The organism is Kurthia zopfii (assembly GCF_003143955.1).
In the GTDB taxonomy this organism is placed as follows: Bacteria; Bacillota; Bacilli; order Bacillales_A; family Planococcaceae; genus Kurthia; species Kurthia zopfii.
In genome coordinates, this window is sequence record NZ_QFVS01000071.1 from 1 (window position 1) to 3,593 (window position 3,593).

The following is a 3,593-nucleotide window of genomic DNA, read 5'->3' on the forward strand; positions in this document are numbered from 1 at the left end:
ATCGAATCTACTTACATTTCCATTTAAAAAGAGCGAGCCACGCTTCATAAATGAAACGTGATCTCGCTCAAACCAATCGATTTTTATTCAATTGAAAACTCTCACCAACGTTATTTGACAAAGAGCCGCAAAAAAATAGAACTCTTATATAAATAAGAATTCTACTCATCGATTATTTAATTCTCTGCCTGTGTAAATAATAAAATAGCGACAAAACCAATAATAAGATCATGCCCAAATCTACTATTAAAAGAATAGGGCTGAACTTTTCAGCAAGCGGCAATAACAATGTACAAACACTCATGCCGAATAAAAATAATGCGGCTATTCGAGAAACTGTTTTCAAATCGGTTTTAAGAAAATTAGCTTGCATCCCGATTAACACGCTCATTTTATTCGTAATAAGTAAGTAAATTGCTAGTGCTATTAATGCGATTCCAACAATGGTCATCGGCAAAAAATCATTCAAAGTCATTCAAAAATCATCCCTTATTTTTAATCGTCCATATACCGCCACATTGACTGTATTTCTTGTATTGTACATGGGCGAAGTTAGAAACAACAGGGAGAAGCTTCGTTGCGATGAAATAATATTCGTCGTCATCCCAATGATGAATATTTCTCTCCTTGCATTTTTGCTGAGCAAGTTCGGTATCAAATGAAATGTCTGCAATGAACAATTCACCGGCTGGCTCTAATAAACTCAATAAACTTTTTATAATTTTGACCTTTGTCGCATCTTCAAAATGATGAAGTGCATAGTTACTCATAATGATATCGTATTTTTCATCTTGTAATTGCTGAGGCATTCCTTTCGACAAATCTGCTAAATGCAGTTTGGCAAATGGCATTTTCCCTTTCGCAATTTCCAACATGTTTTGTGAAAAATCGATTCCAGTAATCCGATGTTTCTCATTGTATAATTTATGCGCAAGATTCGCCGTTCCAATACCTACATCGAGTATTTTGGAACATGGAAGTTGATTCGCCTTTTCAAATAATACATCCATCATCTCATCGTAACCCGCAAATGGATATTCTTCATTTTGATCACTAACTTGTACAGTTTGATCATAGCTAGTAGCCCATAGGTCGAAACCTTTATTATTCATTGTCAATTTAAATTCCTCCGAAGTAATGGAGAATTTAACGGATTAAATCCCCCTTATTTTGTCTGTTTTTAATCGTTAATTTAATCATGCCAAGCACTCCTCTCAATGTAATATTATTATTTAAACTTCATGCCATTCATCAAAATATAACGCCATTCGATACTCATCAATATACTTGCCATTTGTCATTTTGATTATTTCTTTTTCCATACCTATAATTTCAAAACCAAAGGAAGTATATAATTCTTTCGCAATTTTGTTTTCAATATTGACGGATAGATGAATTTGTTCACACTTTAATTCTTTTGCGCGCATAATTGCAGACGCCATAATCGGCTTACTAATTCCCTGCCCTCGAAATGCTTTATGAACATACATTCCTGACAAAGTTGAGATATGGGACATTTTTTTAAAATTACTTTTTTCGAGTGTCAAAATACTGAGTAGTTCATCACTTTCAAATGCACCAAATGTAATTCTATGAGGATGTAAGATCTTTTCTTCAAAGTTTGAAAGCGGTAATTCACTCTCTTCTTCAAACGACGCGCCAAATGACGTGGGATTCTCTTGAAGACCTTGAAGACGAAGCTCTCTATAGAGTGGTGCATAGTCTTTTGTCAATTCAATAATATGCACAAAATCTCCTCCAATTTTAAAAATATCATACCATAGCACCACATTAATTCGCTATTTTTAATACATTTTATTTTCTGAATATTTCATATTATACTAAATTTAGACATTTAACAAGAGTAGGGATCTTACAAATTCCCGCTAAATAAAAAAAAGCCGTGACTGGCATACACCGGTCATGGCTCTCTTCGGATAAAAAAATGTAAGCGATTTTTTTGGAGAAAAGTGGCTTACCTTTTCTTTTCCATCTTCTATTTTACTAGACAACCGCGTGAAAAACTAGATGTAATGTTGACAATGATATCCACTTTTATCCTTGATTTAATACTTATTCTTCTTTTAGCAATGAATCAGCCCATTAAAAAATGCTGAAATTCCTTTTTAATTATTTTTCTCCACCCAGATTCGTTCATAACTTAATTGATCTTCTTCCGAATCAGTCACTAAAAATACATCTGGATTTGAAATGCGCCAGTAATCATCGAAATCAAAATCCTCATTGATTGTTTGTAAAAACATCGAAATCAGATTCCCATGACTTGCGACAATAATATTTTCTGCATCACTTTTTATAATTTCTTCTATTACTTGTACGATTCTTTTTTTCGCATCGCGACCTGATTCCCCGCCCTCAAATACGAGATCCGGATTTTCAAAACCTTTTTTGAACCAAGTCATCCAATCATCCATTTGAATCGTACTAAATACGCGTTCCGTTAATCTTTCATCTTGAATAATCGATAATCCACGCTTTTTCGCAAGCGGTTCTACCGATAAATAAGCTCTCTTATATGTACTACTATAAATTGCATCAATTTGACGATTTTCAAAGAATTCGATAAGTTGCTTCGTTTGTTCTTGACCTACTGCTGTTAAATTCGCATCTGCTTGCTGTCCATCCGCCTTACAATGACGCACAATATAAATATTTTTCATCGTTTTCACCTCAAATTGATTATACATAAAAAATTGACACGCTGAAATTTTGAATCAAAAAAAGAACAGTACAACATACCGTTCTTCACATCATTTTATAAAAATATCACATAGAAAATATAGAGTGGTAAAAGAATCGCTACACAGTAAAAGAGCAAACTTTTCCACATACATTTTAATTTATTAATCCACAGCTGCATTCAATCGACTCCAAAGGTTTTGACCATATTCTAAAATAGTTTGATTGAAAAAGCTACTAAATGAACTTGCCTACGCCTATGATGAACTCGTAAACAAAGTACAATGCAAAACCGACTAATAAGATACCCGCTATGACTGATACATTGCGAATCATCTTGCGGCTCATCGCTTTTCGTGACAGTGAAACGATTAATAATAATCCCACATCATGTAGTAAAATACCTGATAAAACCCCAAGTCCTGCGACACCGAATTGATCGACACTATATGATTTTGCAAGAACGGCACCAAAAACAGTTACCCAAAAAACTAAATTCCCTGGAGATACTGCGACTAGTAATCCGTTCTTATATGTACTCCAAAATGATTTCGTTGTTTTCTCACCGGCTAATGTAATATCTTGATCCGCATTTTTTATTGAATCATATGCTAAGTATCCTAAAAATGCTGCACCGATTAACCATAGCGGTAATTGAACGAATGGCATCGCTAATACAGATGCTAATCCAAAATATAAAGCGATTATGAGTCCTGCATCAAGCGTCATTCCCCCAAGTCCGACTGCCCATCCATGAATAAATCCATTTTTTAACATCTGTTCGGTAGAATTCCCCCATCTTCTATAAGTGGGGGATGAATACCGTTCAGTTTGAGGGTTACCGTTGGTAACTCGAAAACTGATATAAAGGTCTTATCGCCTTTTTCTTTTAG

The 3,593-nt window shown here is 34.4% G+C and carries 5 protein-coding genes; all 5 read right to left on the bottom strand.

The features are described from left to right. Positions 1-172 precede the first annotated feature (172 nt). Positions 173-475 (bottom strand): hypothetical protein, encoded by a 303-nt coding sequence (locus tag DF281_RS14290; RefSeq protein WP_109350929.1) that lies wholly within the window; start codon positions 473-475, stop codon positions 173-175. Positions 476-482: 7 nt separating this feature from the next. Further along, positions 483-1,112: a class I SAM-dependent DNA methyltransferase gene (locus tag DF281_RS14295; RefSeq protein ID WP_232026034.1), complete on the bottom strand. Its 630-nt coding sequence runs from the start codon at positions 1,110-1,112 to the stop codon at positions 483-485. 120 nt (positions 1,113-1,232) lie between these two features. Further along, a complete protein-coding gene (locus tag DF281_RS14300; RefSeq protein WP_166636167.1) occupies positions 1,233-1,748 on the bottom strand; it encodes a GNAT family N-acetyltransferase in 516 nt (171 codons plus the stop codon). A 378-nt stretch (positions 1,749-2,126) separates the two neighbouring features. Then, entirely contained in the window at positions 2,127-2,681 is a 555-nt protein-coding gene (locus DF281_RS14305) for a histidine phosphatase family protein (RefSeq protein WP_166636168.1), read from the bottom strand. Between the two features lie 256 nt (positions 2,682-2,937). Further along, on the bottom strand, positions 2,938-3,477 hold the full coding sequence (locus tag DF281_RS14310; protein ID WP_109350933.1) for a LysE family transporter: 540 nt from the start codon (positions 3,475-3,477) through the stop codon (positions 2,938-2,940). Between the last annotated feature and the right edge of the window lie 116 nt (positions 3,478-3,593).

What these genes read in the sequence shown, in the direction of transcription:
- DF281_RS14290 (WP_109350929.1), bottom strand. Translation starts at nt 475, where the DNA reads ATGACTTTGAATGATTTTTTGCCGATGACCATTGTTGGAATCGCATTA.
- DF281_RS14310 (WP_109350933.1), bottom strand. Translation starts at nt 3,477, where the DNA reads ATGTTAAAAAATGGATTTATTCATGGATGGGCAGTCGGACTTGGGGGA.
- DF281_RS14305 (WP_166636168.1), bottom strand. Translation starts at nt 2,681, where the DNA reads ATGAAAAATATTTATATTGTGCGTCATTGTAAGGCGGATGGACAGCAA.
- DF281_RS14295 (WP_232026034.1), bottom strand. Translation starts at nt 1,112, where the DNA reads ATGAATAATAAAGGTTTCGACCTATGGGCTACTAGCTATGATCAAACT.